Source organism: Chryseobacterium paridis (assembly GCF_016595215.1).
In the GTDB taxonomy this organism is placed as follows: Bacteria; Bacteroidota; Bacteroidia; order Flavobacteriales; family Weeksellaceae; genus Chryseobacterium; species Chryseobacterium paridis.
Genome location: NZ_JAENHK010000001.1, coordinates 682,604 through 700,024, shown reverse-complemented (window position 1 = coordinate 700,024; position 17,421 = coordinate 682,604). Strand labels below are relative to the sequence as shown.

Annotated in this window: 15 protein-coding genes; 2 read left to right on the top strand and 13 right to left on the bottom strand. The window is 32.7% G+C overall.

The features are described 5' to 3' along the window. Positions 1 to 7: 7 nt before the first annotated feature. The 3 genes from tsaB to JHL15_RS03220 all read right to left on the bottom strand — a co-directional run bounded on the left by tsaB (position 8) and on the right by JHL15_RS03220 (position 1,973). On the bottom strand, positions 8 to 688 hold the full coding sequence (gene tsaB, locus JHL15_RS03230) for a tRNA (adenosine(37)-N6)-threonylcarbamoyltransferase complex dimerization subunit type 1 TsaB (protein ID WP_200242726.1): 681 nt from the start codon (positions 686 to 688) through the stop codon (positions 8 to 10). Positions 689 to 767: 79 nt separating this feature from the next. After that, positions 768 to 1,517 (bottom strand): SDR family NAD(P)-dependent oxidoreductase, encoded by a 750-nt coding sequence (locus JHL15_RS03225; protein ID WP_200242725.1) that lies wholly within the window; start codon positions 1,515 to 1,517, stop codon positions 768 to 770. 84 nt (positions 1,518 to 1,601) lie between these two features. Then, the gene (locus tag JHL15_RS03220) at positions 1,602 to 1,973 is read right to left on the bottom strand and encodes a YraN family protein (RefSeq protein ID WP_200242724.1); all 372 of its coding nucleotides are present in this window, start codon (positions 1,971 to 1,973) and stop codon (positions 1,602 to 1,604) included. A gap of 38 nt (positions 1,974 to 2,011) precedes the next feature. On the opposite strand from JHL15_RS03220, the gene JHL15_RS03215 reads away from it, so the two are divergent. Further along, on the top strand, positions 2,012 to 3,124 hold the full coding sequence (locus JHL15_RS03215) for an outer membrane protein assembly factor BamB family protein (protein WP_200242723.1): 1,113 nt from the start codon (positions 2,012 to 2,014) through the stop codon (positions 3,122 to 3,124). A gap of 5 nt (positions 3,125 to 3,129) precedes the next feature. Here JHL15_RS03215 and JHL15_RS03210 read toward each other — a convergent pair whose 3' ends face one another. From JHL15_RS03210 to rpiB, 5 genes are all read right to left on the bottom strand, one after another. Further along, entirely contained in the window at positions 3,130 to 4,059 is a 930-nt protein-coding gene (locus tag JHL15_RS03210) for a S66 peptidase family protein (protein ID WP_200242721.1), read from the bottom strand. After that, positions 4,056 to 4,742, bottom strand: coding sequence for a LysE family translocator (locus JHL15_RS03205; protein WP_200242719.1), 687 nt, complete (start codon positions 4,740 to 4,742; stop codon positions 4,056 to 4,058). Before JHL15_RS03205 ends, JHL15_RS03210 begins: the two co-directional genes overlap by 4 nt. 66 nt (positions 4,743 to 4,808) lie before the next feature. Further along, complete coding sequence (gene rnr, locus JHL15_RS03200) at positions 4,809 to 6,962, bottom strand: ribonuclease R (RefSeq protein WP_200242716.1); 2,154 nt, start codon at positions 6,960 to 6,962, stop codon at positions 4,809 to 4,811. Between the two features lie 11 nt (positions 6,963 to 6,973). Continuing rightward, positions 6,974 to 7,744, bottom strand: coding sequence for a hypothetical protein (locus tag JHL15_RS03195; RefSeq protein ID WP_200242714.1), 771 nt, complete (start codon positions 7,742 to 7,744; stop codon positions 6,974 to 6,976). Positions 7,745 to 7,999: 255 nt separating this feature from the next. Further along, a complete protein-coding gene (rpiB, locus tag JHL15_RS03190) occupies positions 8,000 to 8,434 on the bottom strand; it encodes a ribose 5-phosphate isomerase B (RefSeq protein WP_200242712.1) in 435 nt (144 codons plus the stop codon). Positions 8,435 to 8,986: 552 nt separating this feature from the next. Here rpiB and JHL15_RS03185 point away from each other — a divergent pair. Beyond that, on the top strand, positions 8,987 to 10,177 hold the full coding sequence (locus JHL15_RS03185) for a phosphoglycerate kinase (RefSeq protein ID WP_200242710.1): 1,191 nt from the start codon (positions 8,987 to 8,989) through the stop codon (positions 10,175 to 10,177). 69 nt (positions 10,178 to 10,246) lie between these two features. Here the strand turns inward: JHL15_RS03185 and JHL15_RS03180 are convergent, their stop codons facing one another. The 5 genes from JHL15_RS03180 to JHL15_RS03160 form a co-directional block, all read right to left on the bottom strand. Then, positions 10,247 to 11,128, bottom strand: coding sequence for a C1 family peptidase (locus tag JHL15_RS03180; protein ID WP_200242708.1), 882 nt, complete (start codon positions 11,126 to 11,128; stop codon positions 10,247 to 10,249). 750 nt (positions 11,129 to 11,878) lie between these two features. Continuing rightward, entirely contained in the window at positions 11,879 to 12,700 is an 822-nt protein-coding gene (locus JHL15_RS03175; RefSeq protein ID WP_200242706.1) for a class I SAM-dependent methyltransferase, read from the bottom strand. A 111-nt stretch (positions 12,701 to 12,811) separates the two neighbouring features. Then, entirely contained in the window at positions 12,812 to 14,674 is a 1,863-nt protein-coding gene (gene mnmG, locus JHL15_RS03170) for a tRNA uridine-5-carboxymethylaminomethyl(34) synthesis enzyme MnmG (protein ID WP_200242704.1), read from the bottom strand. A 174-nt stretch (positions 14,675 to 14,848) separates the two neighbouring features. Next, complete coding sequence (gene ybeY, locus JHL15_RS03165; RefSeq protein ID WP_200242701.1) at positions 14,849 to 15,259, bottom strand: rRNA maturation RNase YbeY; 411 nt, start codon at positions 15,257 to 15,259, stop codon at positions 14,849 to 14,851. A 4-nt stretch (positions 15,260 to 15,263) separates the two neighbouring features. Further along, complete coding sequence (locus tag JHL15_RS03160) at positions 15,264 to 17,420, bottom strand: patatin-like phospholipase family protein (RefSeq protein WP_200242697.1); 2,157 nt, start codon at positions 17,418 to 17,420, stop codon at positions 15,264 to 15,266. Position 17,421 lies beyond the last annotated feature (1 nt).

Sequence of the window (17,421 nt, the reverse complement as noted above, 5' to 3'; positions counted from 1 at the left end):
GCGAAGATTAATCTTCGCTTTTCTTTTTCTTTACTCCGTGAAAATCCTTTAAATAAAAGGGTTCGAAGTAAGCAATATCTTCAAATTCTTGTGTCTCTATTTTCTTCAGCGTTTTCTTTATTAAATGCTGCGCAGAAGGGTAGACATCTCCATTAAACTCAGCATTGGGAAGCTGTAAAATCTCTTTTGCTTTTTTAGCACCATCCCCAACAAAGATCACTTTTTTATCTGCAAATTCTATAAAAGACTGCTCATCAAGAATCTTAGCCTCTGTAGCTGAAATTTCTTTTCCCGTATTACCATCATATAGGGCTGTATAAACCTCCATCCTTCTTGCGTCGACTAGAGGTATTATAAAGTCATAGTTTTGCCCTAAAAAAGGCTCTATCATACTTTCAAGTGAATTTACAGCAATGAGCGGAATTTTTAATCCATAACAAAACCCTTTAGCTGAAGCTGCACCAATTCTTAATCCTGTATAAGATCCGGGGCCTTTCCCTAAGGAAATTGCTTCAATTTCTTTTATAGAAATACCAGCACCTTCCAATGCCCATTCTACAAAAGTGTGTAAACTTTCGGATTGTTTATAGTTTTCAGAAACTTCTTCACAAGAGCATAACAGCTTTTCACCATCTGAAATAGCAACTGAACAGTTTTTAGAAGAGGTCTCGAGATATAATATTTTCATTTTTTGTAAGCTTAATTGCAGATTCGCGAAAAGGCAAAAATACTTTTACAGAATCTCTGCAAATTTAATCCTTTTAAATCTATTTTCTATAGATTGTTCTCGGCTCACTTTGTGCGCTAGGGTAGATGGTCATATCTGAAACATTCACATGCTTTGGAGCATTCACACAATACGCAATTGCATCTGCTATATCTTCGGCTTTTAAAGGTTCATAACCGGCATATACTGTAGAAGCTCTTTCGTTATCTCCTTTAAATCTTACCAAAGAAAAATCTGTTTCCACAGCACCAGGCTGGATATTCGTCACTCTAATTCCAAACTCGGTAAGTTCTAATCTCATCCCTTCAGAGATGACATCCACAGCTTTTTTAGTTGCACAATATACAACACCATTTATATAGGTTTGTCTTGCAGCTACTGAACTTAAATTAACGATATGTCCGGAATTTCTTTCTTTCATACCTGGAATAATCATTTTAGCAACATATAAAACTCCCTTTACATTTCCATCAATCATAGAATCCCAATCATCTGTTTTTCCTGCTGAAAGAGGATCTAAACCATGCGCATTTCCAGCATTATTAATCAGAACATCAATATTCTTCCATTCTGCAGGAAGGGAGTTGATGGCATTTTCTACCTGCTCCAGGTTACTTACATCAAATTGTAAACTGAATACTTCTGTAAAAGCAGATAATTCAGTTTTTACAGATTCTAATACTTCACTTCTTCTTCCACAGATAATGACTCTGTTTCCTTGTTTTGCAAAAAGCTCTGCTGTTGATTTTCCAATCCCGGAAGTCGCTCCGGTAATTAATATCGTTTTCATAAGATTTTTAATTTTTTACATAACAATCTAACGTTGAAAAAATCACTGGTAAACTGCTAAATTGATACATTGTTACACTAGCTATCAGTTGGCGTCAAATGCTTCGAACGCATCATCTATATGTTCAATCACTAATTTTCCTTTGTCATCCGGCATAACTGAAATAATGTCGAAACGGACTTCTTTATCTTTGTTAAATTCTTCCAAATAATGATTTGCTGCAGAAACGATGGATCTGATTTTTGTTTTTGTAACAGCTTCCTGAGGTAACATAAAAGCATCCGTAGAACGAGCTTTTACTTCAATAACAATAATTAAATTATCTTTTTCCGCGATAATATCGATTTCAGCCTTTTGAAAACGGAAATTTCTTATCAGAATTTTGTACCCATTTTTTCTTAAATATTCAACGGCTAAATCTTCTGCTAAGATACCGAAGTCGTTGTGAGTTGCCATAATAAATTTTGTATTTTTGCGCTTATTTTTTCAAACCTATGAAATTTAAATTACTTTTTTCTTTTGCTGTATCAATATGTTTTATTGGTTGTTCTTCATCTGATGATATTGTTGAAACCCCAACAAATAATAATCCTAAAAATATAATGTTCATTGGTGGAATAAATAAATATTATGCTCTTGATTCTGGAACTGGTCAGTTAAAGTGGTCTTTTTCAGTTACTAATGGAACTTTTCAATACAGTACTGCTTTTTATAGTAATAACGTGTTATATGTTGGCTGTACAGACAAATATTTATATGCTCTAGATGCAACTAGTGGAAATTTAATATGGAAATTTAAAACAAATGAATCAATAGAATCAAGCGTTTTTGTTTCTAATAACACTGTTTTTTTTGGTAGTGATGATGATAATTTCTATGCAGTAAATGCTACAACCGGAGAATTAAAGTGGAAGTATTCTACTGGGTTTAATGTTAGTTCTAGTCCGACGGTATCTGAAGATATTGTATATTTTGCTAGTGATGATGGTAATATCTATGCCTTGGATCAGAATAATGGAAACCTAAAATGGAAATATTATGCTGGTGATATTTTTAATTCTTCTTCAGCTTCCATAGTTCAGAATAATCTCTATATTGGAAACAGAAATGGTAATATTTACAATATTAATAAACTTACAGGAGAATTGATTTGGGAAAAGCAACTAGGTAGCTCTATCGAGAATTCTTCCCCTACAATTTTGGATGGGTATTTATATACTACTGATAAAAATTCATTATACAAAATAGATGCTTTAACAGGAAATATTGTGTGGCAATCTTATTCAACTAGTTATTCTAGTAGCCCATATGTTAATGAAAACTATGTTTTTGTAAATTCCAGTTCGGGAAATATCATTGTTATAGATAAACAGAATGGGAATATAAAATGGCAAAAAACAATTTATTCTAATAGTGCAGAAGCTGTCGCTACGAATGCAACAGTTTTTATTGGCGGCGGTGGTTCAAATTATATATATGCTTTATCCGAAAATGATGGTACAGAGAGATGGAAATATCCAATAAACTCAACCACTACTTCAGCTCCTGTAATAATTAATAAAGATGGAAACTTAGTTTATCCAAGTAAATCCGGAGGTAGGAATTAATTTTACTAAAACTCAATCTTTACCTTATTCTCAATCTTTAATTTCACAGTTCCTCCAATAATCAAAGGTCTGTTGTCTTTGATATGTCCGTTCGGAAAACCAAAAACCACAGGGAATTTATATTTTGCAATTCGTTCTGAAATCAATTGATAGGCAAATCCATCAAAGCTTTCCTCATAATTTTTATTCTCCTTTTCATCACCCATATTGGTCATTCCACCTACGACCAGTGCTTTGATTTTTTTGAAAACTCCGGCCAATTCCAAACTCATAATCATTCGATCCAAGGCATAATAATTTTCACCAATATCCTCAATGAATAATATTTTATCTTTAAAATCAAAAGAGTAGGGAGTACCTAAAAGCGCATAAATCAGAGCTAAATTTCCTCCAATCAATTCGCCTTCAATATTGCCTTGTCTATTCAATTGATTGGTCTGTAAGTTATATTTAGGAGCTTTTCCTTTAAGAACATCAAAAACCAAATCATAGCTTTCTTCTGTGACTCCAAAACTGGACGTTTTAATTGTCTGGCCATGAATAGATACAAATCCTTTTTTCAGTAAAAAACTTTGGATTACTGTATTATCTGAATAACCGATATACCATTTTGGATCTTTTAAAAACTGTGTAAGTTTTATATGCTGAATAAGATGCTGACAACCGTATCCTCCTCTGGAAGCCCAGATTGCAGAAATACCAGAATCATTGAATGCCCAATTGATGTCTTGTAACCTTTCCTTTTCTGTTCCTGCATAATTATAACCATTGGAAAATTTGGTATAAAGATTTTCCCCTAAAACAGGTTCAAATCCTTTTTCTTTTATCATTGAAATCCCTTTTTCAAGTTGGGTTTCATCAACAGCTCCTGCAGGAGAAATAATAGCTATTTTATCCCCTTTTTTAAGGGATTTGGGAAAGACCTTTTTTTTCATTTGTTTTTTTGAAATTTGACTTCTTTTTTCTCTGCCTCTTCCAGCCTTTTATCAAACTGATTGAATTTTTTAAAGCTCTGTAAAAAGATAAAGAAACTAAAAATGATGAGGATACATCCAACAACCCGTCTGATTTTATTAGCTAAAGTCTGCGTTAATCTATCATGGAATTGCTTGGCAAGAAATATTTTGGCGAGATCAATACAGAGATAAGTCCCGATTACTAAACCTATATAAAGAATAAAATTACTGATATCCGGATATTGATTTCTAACGGAAATTACGGTTACCAGCCAGAAAAGAATAACACCTACATTCAAAAGATTAAAGAAAAAACCATTAATAAAAGTTTTAAAATAATTTTGATTAATGATTCTTTCCTCTCCTGGCATATGCATCTTGGTCTTAGTAACCAGCATAACGATCCCGTATACAAAAATAAGAATGGACGTAATTCTGTAAAATCCTGGATGCTTATCTATTAAACTAACTAAATCTGCACTCGCATAATAAGCAGCAACAATACAAAGTAGATCTGCTGTAATTACACCGAGATCAAGCGCTAAAGCATGTCGGGGGCCTCGCGAGAAGCTGGTTTCAATTAAAAGGAAAAAAATAGGTCCTATGAAAACCAGGCTTAACATGAATCCTAATATGACAGCAGAAAGTACAAGTTCAAACATTTAATGTGGCTTTAAAATGGAAAAAAATCCATCTCATTTTGTACAAATTTAAACTTTATGATTTAATTATTCAACAATCTTGAAATCCAGTTGTTTCTGAATTAAGTTAGCTTTCACTACTTTGATCCGAACCTGATCTCCCAATTGATATTTTTTACCTGTTCTTGAGCCATATACAGCATGAGTTGCTTTATCATACATATAAGAATCATCCACAAGATCTCTTAATTTGATCAATCCTTCTGCACCATTTTCAGGGATTTCTACCCAGAAACCAAATTCTGCTACTCCGGAAATTACTCCTGTGAAATTTTCTCCAAGGTGTTTTTCCATGAATTTCACTTGCATAAATTTGATAGAATCTCTTTCTGCATCAGCGGCAAGCCTTTCCATAGCACTGCAATGTTTTGCTTTTTCTTCTAATTCATTTCTATCCGGAGATTTTCCTCCATCCAGATAATGTTGAAGTAATCTGTGCGCAAGTAAATCCGGGTAACGACGAATAGGAGAGGTGAAGTGAGAATAATATTCAAATCCTAACCCATAATGTCCTATAGGTTCAGTAGAGTAGACCGCTTTGCTCATACTTCTCATAGCCAGAGTTTCGATCATATTTTCTTCTCCTTTTCCTTTTACATCGTGCAATAATTTATTTAAAGATTCTGCAACTTTTTTCGTATTGGCAAGGTTCATCTGGTATCCAAAAGTAGATACAAAATCTCTTAATGCTTCTAATTTTGCTGGATCCGGATCATCATGAACTCTATAGATAAATGTATTATTAGAAACATTTCCTTTATTAGTTAATGATACAAATTCTGACACTTTCTTGTTAGCCAGAAGCATAAATTCTTCAATCAAATGGTTAGAATCCTTACTGATCTTGAAGTAAACACCTATTGGCTGATTATTTTCATCCAGATTAAATCTTACTTCACTTCTGTCAAAAGTAATAGCCCCATTTTTAATACGTTCGTCACGCATTATTTTAGCAAGCTTGTCCAGTACCAAAATCTCCTCAGTCAGATCTCCCTGTTGAGTTTCAATACGCTCTTGAGCTTCCTCATAGGTAAACCTTCTATCAGAATGAATAACTGTTCTACCAAACCATTGTTTCTGAATTTCTGCATTATCATTTAGTTCAAAAACAGCTGAGAAAGTATATTTATCTTCATTCGGGCGAAGCGAACAAACATCATTACTTAAAACTTCTGGTAACATAGGAACTACACGATCCACCAAGTACACTGAAGTTGCTCTCTGGTAAGCTTCATCATCCAAAATAGTTCCCGGAACTACATAATGAGAAACGTCAGCGATGTGAACACCAATCTCCCAGTTCCCATTTTTTAATTTTTGGATTGATAGTGCATCATCAAAATCCTTTGCATCTTTAGGGTCAATTGTAAATGTGCAGACATTACGCATATCACGGCGTTTGGCAACTTCATCATCCGTAATTTCTCTGTTGATCTTATCTGCATCTTTTTCCACTTCTTCCGGAAACTCATATGGCAGACCATATTCTGCTAAAATAGAGTGGATCTCAGTTTCATGTTCTCCAGGAGATCCCAGAACTTTGATGATTTCTCCTTCCGGATTTTTATCACCTGGTTTCCATTCTGTCATTTTTACAACAACCTTATCACCATCTTCGGCTCCTCCAAATTTTCCTTTTGGAATAAAAATATCTGTATTGATCGTTTTTTTATCGCAAACAACAAATCCGAAATCTTTATGAGTAACCACTTGCAAAGTACCTACAAATTCTGTTCGTGTTCTTTCCAAAACTTCTAAAACAGAACCTTCCAGTTTTTTTCCTTTATAAGTATAGGTTACTATTAACACTTTATCGCCTTGTAAAGCATCCTTCACATTTTTTGAATGGATAAAAATATCATCTTCCATTCCCTCTACATTTACATAAGCATTTCCGGACTGGTTAAAATCAATAACTCCGGTTAATGTTCCTGCAATATTTAAATTGATAATGTATTTTCCTTTATCAGTTTCTTTAATTTTTTCTGAAGATTGTAGCTTATGTAAAGCCTGGATTACCATTTCCCTTTGTCTTGGGTTTTTGTAATCAATTCCATCAGCGATCTGCTTATAGTTATAGATCTTTGATGAATTTTCGTTCATAAATCTCAGGATCAATCTTCCAATCTCCATTAATTTATGGTCATTTTTTTGACTTATATATTTTCTTTTTTTTGACATTTTAATTTTCTTTATCTTGTTTTTGTTTCTATCAGTATCCAATGATTGTCAATGTATTGATATGTATTTAAAAAAGTTTTAATATTTCTAAAATCAGAATCAGTATATACTTTTCTTACTTCAACTTTATTTTCAAAATCATTCTTGATGATACTTAAGAGTAAACCATTATATCTATTTATTTTTGTTTGTATTTTTTTATGTTTGGGATATATAATAGCATCCTTTTCAATTCCATAAAAAATTTTGACTTTTTTACTTATATTATTCAGTATAGGTTCATTTTCAAATTCTATTCCAGCTGCTTCTCCAAAAATTCGTTTTGCAAAAATTATATTTTTTGGGATCTTATTATATAGTTTTTTACTTGTCTCTTCGGTCAGTAAATCATCTGTCGAAAAAACGGGTGATTCAAAATTATAATTAACCGGGCAATAATATGCACTTCCTGTTCCACAAGTAAGGGTTGTAATTTTATTAAAGATTATTACATTATCAGAAGTAAATAATTTCAAATCTATATCATCTATTATTTTTTCTACTAATTTATTATAGTCAACATGTTTTGATTCATCCTGAAATATTTTTAACCTTGCTTGTCTTTCTTCTTCCAGTTTTTTACAATCTTGTTTCATACACCCATTTTTTGAAGGAATATCAGAGGCATAACCAAAGACGGTTGGACAGGCATCATCTTCATCTAAAACTCCATCATTATCTATATCCTGGGCATGGAAAAAGTTTATTGTAAATAATAATACTATAAATAACTTTACTTTCATTCAAATTTCAATATCGTCCCTTTAATTAAATTGTATCATTTTTTCTTCCAATCTTTTAATAATGGGAGCTTTAGTTCGTATAAATTTAATACAAAAAAGGAGAAGAGGGGAAAAAACCTATTATAAATATATTTAATATGAACAGTGTAGGTTCTTGAAGAAGAATATAGAATATGTTTCTATTTATTGGCACAAAGATAAGTAATTTAAAATAAATAAGGCTTGTAATTTGATTTACAAGCCTTTATATTTTTTTTAGCAAAATGCTATTTTATCAACTCTTGTCTGGTGTCTGCCACCTTCAAAATTAGTAGAGAGAAATCTTTCGACAATTTCAATTGCTAATTCTTTTGATATGAATCTCGCTGGCATCGAAATCATATTGGCATCATTATGTTGTCTTGCCAACGACGCAATCTCCGGCATCCAACAAAGAGCACAACGGATCTTCTGATGCTTGTTAGCAGTAATCTGTACACCATTTCCACTTCCACAGATCAGGATCCCTAATTCGTTTTCCCCATTTTCTACGGAAGTTGCTGCAGGGTGTACAAAGTCAGGATAATCCACACTGTCTGTGGAAAACGTTCCAAAATCTTGAATATCAAATTGTTCTGAAAAATGGTTTTTAACAATCTCTTTATATTCGAAGCCTGCGTGATCCGCTGCGATCGCAATTTTTCTTTTCATAGTTCTTGTATTAAACTTTATATAGATTTATTTCCTTACAAATTTAAGTATTAAATATGAATTGTTAGTTCCTCACTAGTTAATTGTGAAAAGCATTGTGAATAACTGTGGAAAACTTTCACAAACTAAATAATTTTCCATTATGAAAATTTACTAATGAGAAAAAACCATGAAAATGCAATCCACAATTTTCAAATTTTTTTTTGAGGCTATTCGATAGTTTTTCCATAAATCAGTAATTAATATTCTAAATTGTTAACAACTACAGGATTTTTGTTAGTAACCCACTGAATAATCAGATTTACAAGAAATTATATTGTGAATTAATTATGAATTAAATAAAAATTTAGTGTTATCAACTTTTTGCCATAAAGTTATCCCCGAAACTCACAACACTCAACAACAATACTCATTCTTATTTTTCTTTCAAAAAAAAATTGTTGATTAATGAGTGTTGGGCTTGTGGGAAGTTTTTTGAAAACTTTTTTTGATTCCATCTTTTTCCAAATGTTTAAAATCTTACATTTGTGAAACGAAAATTCAAAGATATTTATGAAAACAGTCAATGATTTCAATTTTAAAGACAAGAAGGCTTTAGTGAGGGTGGATTTCAATGTTCCGCAAGATGATCAACTTAAAGTTACAGATAATACAAGAATTGTGGCAGTAAAGCCAACTATTGATAAAATTCTTAATGATGGAGGATCTGTAATCTTAATGACTCACCTGGGAAGACCTAAAGGAGAGGTAAAGGATGAATTTTCTCTAAAACATATCCTGGAGGAAGTCTCCAATGTTTTGGGTAGAGAAGTAAAATTTGTAGAGGACTGCGTAGGAACTAAAGCTGAGCAGGCTGCTTCTGAACTGAAACCTGGAGAAATTTTATTATTAGAGAATTTACGTTTTCATAATGAGGAAGAAAAGGGAGACCAGGGCTTTGCTGAGCAGTTATCTAAATTGGGAGATGCTTATGTGAACGATGCATTTGGAACAGCACACAGAGCTCATGCTTCTACAGCTGTAATTGCTCAATATTTTAATTCAACTAAATTTTTCGGTTTATTAATGGCTAATGAATTAAAAGCTATTGATAAAGTTTTGAAGAGTGGTGAAAGGCTTGTTACTGCGATACTTGGAGGATCTAAGGTTTCAACTAAAATTACCATTATAGAAAATATATTGCCTGCCATAGATAATTTGATCATAGGTGGAGGAATGGCATTTACATTTATAAAAGCACTGGGAGGTAAGATAGGAACTTCATTGGTAGAAGAAGATAAATTACCTTTAGCACTTGAAATATTAGGGAAAGCCAAAGAACATAATGTAAGAGTATATCTTCCATCCGATACTATTATTGCTGAGAGTTTCAGTAATGATGCAGAAAGAAAAGAAGTTGATATTTATGCTATACCAGAAGGATGGATGGGCTTAGATGCCGGTTCTAAATCCAGAGATCAATTCAATGATGTTCTTTTAAATTCTAGAACTATTTTATGGAATGGTCCTATCGGAGTTTTTGAGATGTCTAACTTCGCTGCTGGTACAGTTGCTTTGGGTGATAGTATTGCAGAAGCAACAAAATTAGGAGCTTTTTCTTTAGTAGGAGGAGGAGATAGTGTTGCTTTCGTTAAGCAATTTGGATATGGTGACAAAGTAAGTTATGTTTCTACCGGTGGTGGTGCTATGCTTGAAAGCTTGGAAGGATTGGAACTTCCTGGGATTGCGGCAATTAATAAGTAAAAACTGTTATTATTATATATAAATAACCCTCTCAATTTTGAGAGGGTTATTTTTGTATGAACAAATTTCTTATTGAACGTAAGCTACATAGCTCTCATTAATAGCACCATTGTTGGATTTTGCGAAGAATGAATAATCTATCCAGAAATATCCGTTGCTCCCCCAATTAGTACCCCATTGATTTTGCACTTTGAATGCCTGTTTTGCATCATCGTATCCTATTACGGCAATGGCATGTCCTCCTCTGACATTACCAGAGTGTGACTTCCATATATATCCGTTTGATGAACTTAAATGATCAAAACTGTAATCTACTGAAACTGCGATAACTATAGGCAAATTCATACTTAAAAGCGTTTTTACATCGCTTAGATCTGTGTTGTCTACAGTAGCCCAGGTTGTAAACTTATGTGTGCTTGCTGCACTTTTCTGAGAGGAATTAGGTTGTGTAGAGCAGCCTGTATCAGTATAAGGCATTTCACTCCAACTACATACGCCCTGATTTTTGATGAGATTTAGTCCATCTGTTACATAAGCGCCTGCATCACAAGACCCTAGCTTGATTTGGTTGTAAACATACTCAGGACTTCTTTTTGCTGTTACTCCTTTAAAGTTATTTTCCAGACTACTAGCGGTAGTATAAGCTGTTGCCCATGCCACGCAAGAACCTTCTGCACCTTGATCACCAATTGCTGGCAGACCAGGAATAAAATAGCTGGATGCTAGGGCATTTTTAGCAACTGATTCACTTTTCCCTTTTAATTTCAAAGTAAGTTCATTGATGTTTACTTTTGCAAAACTGTTGTAGGTGGTTTGATCTATGAGCCGTGCTCCCAATGCGTGTTCTTTTTGAACTTCAGGAGAAGTGCTGTTTTGATCGTCATCTGTTTTTGCGCATGATGTAACGGATAGCATTCCTATCGCTATCATTACGAGTTTAAAATTTTTCATTGATTAATATTTAAAATGGTTCTGTGAATGTATAAATTATTTTCACATATCAATGAGTTATTTTTAGCATAACATATAATTTAATGAATTAAATGCAATATTTGATTTTTTTTACTTCATTACGTGTATTTTTGTTTATTTTATTTTAAAATAATTTTCATTTGTATTATTAAATTCAATATTTAATGTGTTTTTGTTATTAATTAACTATTTCTATAAATAATTTTTTAATGATTTTAATATTTTATTAAATTTTTTATTTTAATTGAAATAATTATTGTAATTTTTTTTACTGATTTTTCATTGAAAATTGAATTTTGTCAATGATTTGCGAGTGAAAAAGCGAAAAAAATGACGTCTAAAATCTAATTTTGAAAATATTTTAAATATCTCTAGTAATTTAGTGGTGTTTTTGAAGTCAAATTTAAATTGATTTTAAAAAGAATTGTTCTATATAGAAATAAAGAAATTATAATAAGGATAATTTTAATTATAAAATATTTTGTAATTAGAATTTTATGAGGATTGTATAAAATGATATGATGTCATATAGGAGAGATGAAGAAAGTACATGAGTATAGGATGAAATTGTTATTGACCTAAGAAAAAGAGTTCGATGAATTTCGAACTCTTTATTATATCGTTTTATTTTTATATGCTTGTAGATGGAGCATCAATTTGTAAAGTTTTCTTTTTTTTGCTGAAAAACGTCGAAAATTGACCTTCAGAAATACCTCTAAAATCGATTTTCTATCTTTTTTCGATAACGTATATCAAACTTGAAAATTCGTTTGAAAAAAGTGCCTTTACGTTAGAAATCGTTCCGTAGATGATAGCTTTTAGCCAAAAAAGTGGTGATTTCTTGTATTTTTCGCTTAACATCGAGATGTAGTAGGAGTCCAGGACAAGTGGTTTGATCTTTCTGATTTTCCAGTCTGGATTTTTTGAAATTAAATTTTCCATTCCTTTTTTTGAGAAATGAAAGATATGTCTGGGTACATCATAAGCAGCCCAGTATTCTTTATAATGTCTGGCATCATATGAAGTAGGGTTGGGCACAGCTATTATAAGAAGACCTTTTTGATTAAGTTTGTTATGAAATGTCTTTAGTGTTTCTTCTTGGTTTTCTATATGTTCAAAAACATGCCATAATGTAATGGCATCCAAACTATCATCTTGAATCAAATTAATATCAGCAATAATTTGGACATTCGATGTTTTACTTTTAGCTGCTTGTCTGGCATCAGCATCAGGTTCATATCCGAATGTTTTAAAATCCTTTTCTATAAATTTTACAAATTCTCCTGCACCACATCCATAATCTAGAACTCTTGAGTTCTTCTTTATTCTATCAATTAGAATATTTTTTTTGTATTGAAGATTGAATGATTGTAGAAACTTATACAATTTTTCTTTAAGACTTCCTGAATCCTGATGATGAGAAATATAATCTTCGCTTTCATAATATTTAGAAATATTGGATGGAATAGGGGATGTTTTAAAAACTCCTTCAGTTTCTGTTTCCTTGATTTCAAATATTTCCTGAGTAAGAAAGTGATCTTTAATTTTCATTAAATTATTCTTTTATATTAAAAATTAAGATATTCAGAGTTTATTAGAAGCTCATAAATACCTTAATTTTTGTTTTAATATTAAATATGTTTCACGTGAAACATAATGTAATTAACGTCCTAAATAGACCAATAAAACATTAATATCAGCAGGGGATACACCACTGATTCTTCCTGCTTGAGCAATTGTTTTTGGTCTTACATTATTCATTTTTTGTTTAGCTTCAGCCGATAAACTAGATAGTTTAAGATAATCAAAATCCTCAGGGATTTTAATATTTTCTAAACGGTTTAGTTTAGCGACGTTTTCTTTTTCTTTCTCAATATATCCTTTATACTTGATATTGATTTCAGCCTGCTCTCTTACTTCATCATCAAATTGTGAAGTAGTTTCCTTGATCACATCAATATTCTCCAGTTTTTCCAAGGTTATATTAGGTCTGGTAAGGAATTGTGAAGCTCTGTAAGCCTGATCTACCGGATTGCTTTCTTCACTTTCCAGAATAGGATTGATCACTCCTGGCTTTAAAGAAGTTTCTCGTAAAAAGGTTTCAAGTTCTTCACTTTTAGCGATTTTTTGTTCAACCTTTTTTAGACGGTCTTCCTTAGCAAGCCCTAATTGATATGCTTTTTCAGTTAATCTGATATCTGCATTATCTTGTCTTAAAAGTAATCTGTATTCAGCACGTGAAGTAAACATTCTGTATGGTTCTTCAGTACCTTTTGTAATCAAATCATCAATTAAAACTCCAATATATGCTTCATCTCTGTTTAAGATAAATTCATCTTTATCGTGTACTTTGTTATGAGCATTGATACCTGCCATTAATCCTTGTCCGGCAGCTTCTTCATATCCTGTTGTACCATTGATCTGACCTGCAAAATACAGGTTATCTATCAGTTTCGTTTCTAAGGTATGCTTTAATTGGGTAGGAGGGAAGTAGTCATATTCAATAGCATAGCCTGGACGGAATACTTTTACATTCTCGAATCCTGATATGTGTTTCATTGCTTTGATCTGAACGTCTTCTGGTAATGAAGAACTGAATCCATTCACATATATTTCTACAGTTTTCCATCCCTCTGGTTCTACAAATAGCTGGTGTCTGGTTCTTTCTGCGAAACGATTGATCTTATCTTCAATACTTGGGCAATATCTTGGTCCAAGACTTTGAATGGTACCATTAAACATAGGGCTTCTATCGAAACCTTCTCTTAAGATATCATGTACCGTTTCGTTGGTATAAACAATATGACAGCTTAATTGTTTAGTTAATTTAGGGGTATCTAAGTAACTGAATTTTTGAGGTTTTTCGTCTCCTTTTTGTTCTTCCATTTTAGAATAGTCAAGACTTCTTCCATCTACTCTCGGTGGAGTACCGGTTTTCATTCTTCCTGCTTCAAAACCTAAGGATACGAGTTGTTCAGTGATACCAAATGCTCTTGGTTCACCCATTCTGCCACCTCCTAATTGTTTGTCTCCAACGTGGATTAAACCATTAAGGAAGGTTCCGTTTGTAAGTACTACAGACTTAGCTTTTATTGAAATTCCTAACGAAGTTATAACCCCAGTTACTTTATTATTTTCAACGATAAGCTGTTTTACCATATCCTGAAAGAAATCAAGATTTGGGGTATTTTCTAAAGCTAAACGCCATTCTTCTGCGAAAAGCATTCTGTCATTCTGTGTTCTTGGAGACCACATTGCAGGTCCTTTGGAAAGATTAAGCATCTTAAATTGGATGGCAGATTTGTCCGCCACAATACCTGAATAACCACCCATGGCATCAATCTCACGAACGATCTGTCCTTTTGCAATACCACCCATTGCAGGGTTGCAGCTCATTTGACCAATGGTCTGCATATTCATTGTAACCAGAAGGGTTTTTGATCCAAGGTTAGCTGCTGCAGCTGCAGCTTCACAACCCGCATGACCGGCACCTACTACTATTACATCATATATTTCTGAAATCATTTTTCTTACCTGTTTTAAGGCTTAAATTTTAATCTTTATATTAAATGTTTCACGTGAAACATTGTGTTAAAATACGACTCAAAAGAGCCTGTATCGCGCGTTATTTGCCTTGTTGTATTACTGTTTATTGCAGAAATGTAAGAGACAAATAAAGATTATAATTGCTAAAAGATGTTAGTCTTTATACTTAGCTAAATAAAAATCTTCTTTACTTCGCATTTCTTTTTCTTCTTCTTCTGTTTTATCCTTATATCCGCAAAGATGTAGAATACCGTGTCCTAAAACTCTTCTCAACTCTTCTTCATAATTTTTGGATAGGGTAGAAGCGTTATCTGAAATGCGCTGCAAAGATACGAAAATCTCTGCGCTTATTGTTTTGCCTTTAACATAATCGAAAGTGATGATATCCGTATAGTAATCATGCTGTAAATAATCCTGATTTATCTTAAGTAAATATTCATCATCACAAAAGATGTAATTAATCTCTCCCAGTTTTTTTTCTTCTGAAAGAATAATATCTTCCAGCCATTTTGTATAATCTGTATTTACCGATTCGGGTAAGTTTTCGTAAAAGAATTGTATCATTGTTTTAAAACCAGTGCCCTAATATAACACTGAATATGCCTTTTTGATTGTTTTTTAATGAGTGGCTGAAATTTACTTTGATCTGTCCAAAAGGAGACTTGTAACCTGCCGTTATTCCCAGCGAACTATAATTGAGCTTGGCAGCATTTTCAAAAGTAATATCGTTAGAGAGATTAGCAAAAGAGAAATTTCCGCTTATGAAATAGTTCTTATTGAATTTGAATTGTAGGTCATTAGAGACCAGAACAACATTATTTGTATTTAATTGAGCAAAGTAGAATCCGGCGAAGCTTTTAAAATTAACAACATTTTGTTCGAAAATCCCACCTAATCTGTATTTATAAAATTCAGGAAGATGTTCGCCTATTGTTATACCTCCATATAAGTTCAGTCTGAAAGTAAATTGTTTGGCCAGAGGAATATTGATTCGTATGTCTGCTTTTACCTGGACTATTCTTTTTTCCAGCTCAGATTTCATCAGATCGATTACTTTTCCTTCCGCAGATATGTAAATTCCTTTTGTTGGAAAGTCTTTATCATTCTGTGTATCGCTTTTTACAAAAACATAGGGATTCAAAAAACGACTTACTCTTTCATTTGTTCCATTTGTATCAGCATTAAAATAATCATGACTGATACCACCACCTATTGCAAATTTATCTTTCCAAACCGATTGAATATATGCCTCATTTCTTAACCATTGCCAGCTGTCAGAAATATTATTGTTTACGTCTTTCAGGTCTAAGTTCATTCCGGAAGAATAAATTCCGAATCCAGGTATATATCCGTTATCAATAAAATAGTTCAGATAATATCTGGGCTGATCTCCCACAATAACATCTAGAGACAGGTTTGAGTTTTTGAATAAAAGACGTTTTGCAGAATAGTTAAGCAATAATCCTGTTTTAAATACATTATCGTAATGTAAGCCAAATTTAAAAAAGTGACGAGCATCATCTTCCGTTACGTAGAGCTTAAGTTTATTGGCATTATTTTCTGTGACAATGTCATAATTGATAAACTTGTAATTATTAGTCGCAACGAGCCTGTCAATTTTTTTATTGATACTTCCATAGGTTTCTAAAGAGGGGAGATGCAATCCCATTTTCCCAAGGGTGTAGTTTTTACCGTAAATTTTGCTTCCAATTAATGAAATGCTGTCAATCTTATATACGTTGGAATAAATTGGATTTACGTGCTCCCTAAGGCGGTCAAATGAACGCTTAGGTAATTGATTTAATATATCTACATATTTGAGACCTTCTACATAGCCACTATCGAGAATTTTTTTCTTTTCATCGTAACTTGTTGCAGACATTCCTTTCAGATTTGGTTTGATATTGATATCTGTATATTTATACTGACGTTTAGTATCTTTATGAATATTCATATCAATGATCTGATTAAGGATCGCTATAATGTTGTTTAAATCCTCTCTTTTGGATAAGTCCTGATTAAGGTCCACCCCTATAACGATATCGATTCCTTTGTCTTTTAATGGCTTTGAGGGAAAGTTTACCGTCATTGCTCCATCTATGTAAATGCTATCACCAACTTTTACAGGATCCATTAAAGAAGGAAATGCGGAACTTGCCATAATGGACTGCACAAGATCTCCCTTTTCGAAAATCTGCATATTCCCGCTTTCAAGATTAGTTGCGACACACATGAAAGGGATAGGCAGTTTTGAAAAGTCATCAATATTGGATACGTTTTTAAATAGCTCTTTTAATAAATAGACATTCTTTTGACCTGTACTGATAGAAGAGGGAAGATTAATTTTTCCATTTTTTATAGGAATAGATAAAAGATATTTGTCTACAGATTTATTAAAAAACGTACTTTCTTTTCTTGATTTTGGATCCAATATGAGTGAATAGAAGTCGGTATCCATTACAATCTTTTCTATTTCTTTTCCGGAATAACCGGAAGCATATAATCCACCTACAATGGCACCCATACTGGTTCCGGAAATGTAATCCACCTTTACACCCAGAGAATCTAATACTTTAAGAACTCCAACGTGAGAAAAACCTTTTGCTCCACCTCCGGCAAGAGAAAGTCCTATTCTCGGATTTTTTGGAATTACCAATCCCTTTTTTACCTGCGATTGCAGCATAAATATTTGGAATACGAGTATAAGAAGCAAGAGTTTTCTCATA

Excerpts from the sequence above, each read along its gene's own strand:
- tsaB (WP_200242726.1), bottom strand. The coding sequence starts at position 688 with ATGAAAATATTATATCTCGAGACCTCTTCTAAAAACTGTTCAGTTGCT.
- JHL15_RS03225 (WP_200242725.1), bottom strand. The coding sequence starts at position 1,517 with ATGAAAACGATATTAATTACCGGAGCGACTTCCGGGATTGGAAAATCA.
- JHL15_RS03220 (WP_200242724.1), bottom strand. The coding sequence starts at position 1,973 with ATGGCAACTCACAACGACTTCGGTATCTTAGCAGAAGATTTAGCCGTT.
- JHL15_RS03215 (WP_200242723.1), top strand. The coding sequence starts at position 2,012 with ATGAAATTTAAATTACTTTTTTCTTTTGCTGTATCAATATGTTTTATT.
- JHL15_RS03210 (WP_200242721.1), bottom strand. The coding sequence starts at position 4,059 with ATGAAAAAAAAGGTCTTTCCCAAATCCCTTAAAAAAGGGGATAAAATA.
- JHL15_RS03205 (WP_200242719.1), bottom strand. The coding sequence starts at position 4,742 with ATGTTTGAACTTGTACTTTCTGCTGTCATATTAGGATTCATGTTAAGC.
- rnr (WP_200242716.1), bottom strand. The coding sequence starts at position 6,962 with ATGTCAAAAAAAAGAAAATATATAAGTCAAAAAAATGACCATAAATTA.
- JHL15_RS03195 (WP_200242714.1), bottom strand. The coding sequence starts at position 7,744 with ATGAAAGTAAAGTTATTTATAGTATTATTATTTACAATAAACTTTTTC.
- rpiB (WP_200242712.1), bottom strand. The coding sequence starts at position 8,434 with ATGAAAAGAAAAATTGCGATCGCAGCGGATCACGCAGGCTTCGAATAT.
- JHL15_RS03185 (WP_200242710.1), top strand. The coding sequence starts at position 8,987 with ATGAAAACAGTCAATGATTTCAATTTTAAAGACAAGAAGGCTTTAGTG.
- JHL15_RS03180 (WP_200242708.1), bottom strand. The coding sequence starts at position 11,128 with ATGAAAAATTTTAAACTCGTAATGATAGCGATAGGAATGCTATCCGTT.
- JHL15_RS03175 (WP_200242706.1), bottom strand. The coding sequence starts at position 12,700 with ATGAAAATTAAAGATCACTTTCTTACTCAGGAAATATTTGAAATCAAG.
- mnmG (WP_200242704.1), bottom strand. The coding sequence starts at position 14,674 with ATGATTTCAGAAATATATGATGTAATAGTAGTAGGTGCCGGTCATGCG.
- ybeY (WP_200242701.1), bottom strand. The coding sequence starts at position 15,259 with ATGATACAATTCTTTTACGAAAACTTACCCGAATCGGTAAATACAGAT.
- JHL15_RS03160 (WP_200242697.1), bottom strand. The coding sequence starts at position 17,420 with ATGAGAAAACTCTTGCTTCTTATACTCGTATTCCAAATATTTATGCTG.